This window comes from Synechococcus sp. R3-13 (assembly GCF_047462195.1).
In the GTDB taxonomy this organism is placed as follows: Bacteria; Cyanobacteriota; Cyanobacteriia; order Thermostichales; family Thermostichaceae; genus Thermostichus.
On record NZ_JANSIO010000332.1, the window covers coordinates 1 to 3,150 of the forward strand.

Sequence of the window (3,150 nt, forward strand, 5' to 3'; positions counted from 1 at the left end):
GCCTTGCCAGCCTATATATACTGGAGATGCACTAGATCTGTGTTTCTCCCGTGAACCCAACTGGGCTGCATCTTTGCGGTGGCAGTGCGGAGCATTCTATCGGTGGTGGGCGGCATCTGCAAGCCCATCCCTGGCACAGCCTTGCCCAAACTTCGGCTTACGCTAGCTTTGAGTTGTCCTTCCCGCAAGGGGGTGAACTGCGAGCTCTGGCACTGTGGGGGATCCCCGCAGGCCCAGGCAAAGACTCCATCCCGGATGCAGAGGTTTGAGTTGCCGCCAATCCCGCCAGAGGAGATGGATCCCATGTGCAACGCCCGTCAGGACTACGGCTGGCTGAAATGCTCCGTACCCCTGTTGCCAGCGCAACCGGCCCTCTTTGCCGGATCCCTGGCGGCCTTTGCCCTTGTGCTCCACGCCGTTAATGGGAACGTCCTGCCGGCTGCTTTGGCCCTGACCCGTTACCAAGTGCATGTGCTGGCGGATGGGGCGGCGGAGTTGGCCCAGGTGCGCGCCCAGGTGCCGGATGCCTATTTTGTGCAAGGGGATGGGCAGGTTTTCATTCTGGCGGGGACGTTCATCAACCGCAGCCATGCCCAACGCCGTCAGGCCGACTTGGAACGGTTGGGGTTATCGGTGCGGGTGGTGAGCCGCCAAGAAACGGATCCCCCTCTGCCCCCTGCTTTTCCTGCCCAAGCAGCACCCAGCCGCCCTGTTGCCAGCTCAAAAGCCTCTGTGCCGCCGACGCCAACGGCTCCCCCCTTGGATCCCCAGCGTCCCTTTGCCACCCACGTGCCCAACCCCACCGGTGATCCCCGTTTGGAAGAACGGGTGCGCCGCTTCTTTCCAGGAGCCACTGTGGTGCAGTACCGCGGCCAGGTTGCTTTGCAAACGGGAACCTTCTCCCGCCTGTCGTTGGCCCAGGATCAAGCCCGCTGGCTAACCGCTCAGGGGTTGCCGGCAGTGGCAGTGTCGCTGGTAGGAGAAAATGCTGGCCAGGATCCCATCTCCAACCCAGCACAAGGAGAGCGCTATTGGGTGTTGGTGGCCGATCCCACCGGGGAGAAATGGCCTGCGCTAAAACAACTCCTAGAGGGATCCCTGCCCTTGATCTACGATGACCTGCGGGTGGTGCGCACAGGTGGGTTTGCCGACCCTGCTGCTGCCGCCGAGCAGGTGCGTTACTTGGCCGGCCAAGGCTATGAAGCGGGGATCTTCCCCGCCGATCTGCGCCGCTCTCAGCCTCTTTTGCAAGCGGATCCCGTCTCCTCCCCGGCTGCTCAGGCTGTCCCTCCTGGGGAAGAAGGTGGCAGCGGATTTTGGGTGGTGGTGCCGGCTGGGGAAGAGGCCCTACCCAAGCTGCAACAGTTTGCCCCTGATGCCTTCCTGCGGGGCTCAGTGATTCAGGTGGGCACCTACCGGCAACGGGCCAACGCCGAACAGGCGCGGCGCTCTCTGGCCGAAGCAGGGTTCGATGCCCGCATCCTGCCCGTGGAGTAGCCAAGAGCCACTTCCGCCATAAACGCTCTCCTCCTTCCCTGCCGTTGGGGATCCCCATTCGGCCCAAATGGCGACTTGGGTGAGTTTCTGCTTTTGACATACTCCCCACCCTACTGGCTTGTCAAAGCCTACAGCCCGCTTGGGCGAATAGAGCGGTTGACTACCCTGCCACTGCCCTGAGCCTACCGTAAAGCCCTCCTCAAGGACGGAGCGTTTGGGCAACTGGGCGAGGCTGGTAAGAAGGATGGGCCAGCCGTTGCACCACCTGTTTGCAATACACCACCTGTTTCAATAGCAGTGCGGAGCATTTTTCCTAGAGGGCTTGCTTAGCCTGCTGCAGCGTCTGCTCAAACACCTCCAGCGGCTGCGCACCGGAGAAGGCAATGCCGTTCAAGATGAAATGGGGAGTGCCACCGATGCCCAGTTGAGAGGCCAAGTCAATATCTCGCTGAATGGCGCGTTCTGCCGCCCGACTGCGCCGATCCCGATTGAATTTTTCTATATTCAGGCCCAGCTTCTCAGCAGTGGCCACATAAAACCCATCCCCAAGCTGAGATTGGTTGGCAAACAGCTCGTCGTGAAACTCCCAGAACTTACCTTGACGTTGGGCGGCCCAAGCAGCCCGGGCAGCCGCCATCGCTTCTGGGTGGATGCTGGTCAGGGGCAGGTGCTTGTACACCAAGGTCACCTCATCCCCGTGGTCGGCCATGAACTGCTTGAGGGTGCTGTGGGCGCGGGCGCAGAAGGGGCATTGAAAATCGGAGAACTCCACCAATACCAACCGCAGAGCGTCGGATCCCAGTCGAGGGGAATCTCCGATGACGGCGCGTGGGTTCTCCCGCAGTTGACGGCCAAATTCTTCCGCCAGCTGCTGCTGTTGTTGCTGCTGCTCCTGGTACTGTCGCTGCTGGTATTCCTGTACGGCCTCCAGAATCACCTGGGGGTTCTTTCGAATGATCTGCAGCACCTGCTCTTCCAAATCTGCCGGGGCAGCCGCCGCCGCTGGTAGGAAAACCGGAGCTCCACTTCCCACTCCCAGCAGAACCGTCAGCCCGAACAAAAGTCCAGCCCGGGCCAAGCTCCGCCCCCAAGCGCGAAAAATCCTCACCAGCCTATGCATCCCAACCCCCCTCTCAAACATGCCTAGAGCCGTCGCAACTCACCCAGCCTACCGTCAGATCCCAACAGTGTCTATCACTCGTTCGGGGGGGTTAGGAATTGGTGACCTGCAGAAGCTGCTCCTTGATCCGCTGCAACTGGCTGGCCCAGCGGGGATCCGGCTCAGAGGCTGCCTCACTTTCGGCGACGACGGTGGAGCGCCCACCCTTATTGCCGCGCTGGCGTTGCTTTTTGCTGGGGGCAGGGTTTTCTGCCGACTCTTTAGAGCCCTTGGCCTCAGAATCTCTGGACGCTCTGGAATCTTTGGAACCTCTGGACTCTTTGGATGAAGGCTCAGAGGTCGCTGTTTTGGATTCGCCTTCTTCCCCTCGGTCGCGCGGCTGGGCGAGCTCAATGCGCAAGTTGACATCCCCAAAGCTGTGGCCGTTGAACTTTTCGATGTACTGCTGCGCCTGCTCTTCGGTGTTCACCGTTACAAAGCCGAAGCCGCGGCATTTGCCTGTCTTCCGATCCCGGATCACCTTGGTGGAAATG

Annotated in this window: 3 protein-coding genes; 1 reads left to right on the top strand and 2 read right to left on the bottom strand. The window is 60.8% G+C overall.

What is annotated here, in order from left to right; all coding sequences use genetic code 11:
• Positions 1-84 precede the first annotated feature (84 nt).
• Positions 85-1,497, top strand: a complete 1,413-nt coding sequence (locus tag NW856_RS10270) for an SPOR domain-containing protein (RefSeq protein WP_414400134.1) — start codon at positions 85-87, stop codon at positions 1,495-1,497.
• Positions 1,498-1,810: 313 nt separating this feature from the next.
• On the opposite strand, the gene NW856_RS10275 is transcribed toward NW856_RS10270, so the two are convergent.
• Positions 1,811-2,617 carry a DsbA family protein gene (locus NW856_RS10275; protein WP_414400136.1) on the bottom strand — a complete coding sequence of 269 codons (807 nt, stop codon included), beginning with the start codon at positions 2,615-2,617 and terminating at the stop codon, positions 1,811-1,813.
• A 91-nt stretch (positions 2,618-2,708) separates the two neighbouring features.
• On the bottom strand, positions 2,709-3,150 hold a 442-nt coding region (locus tag NW856_RS10280; protein WP_414400138.1), incomplete at its 5' end, for an RNA recognition motif domain-containing protein.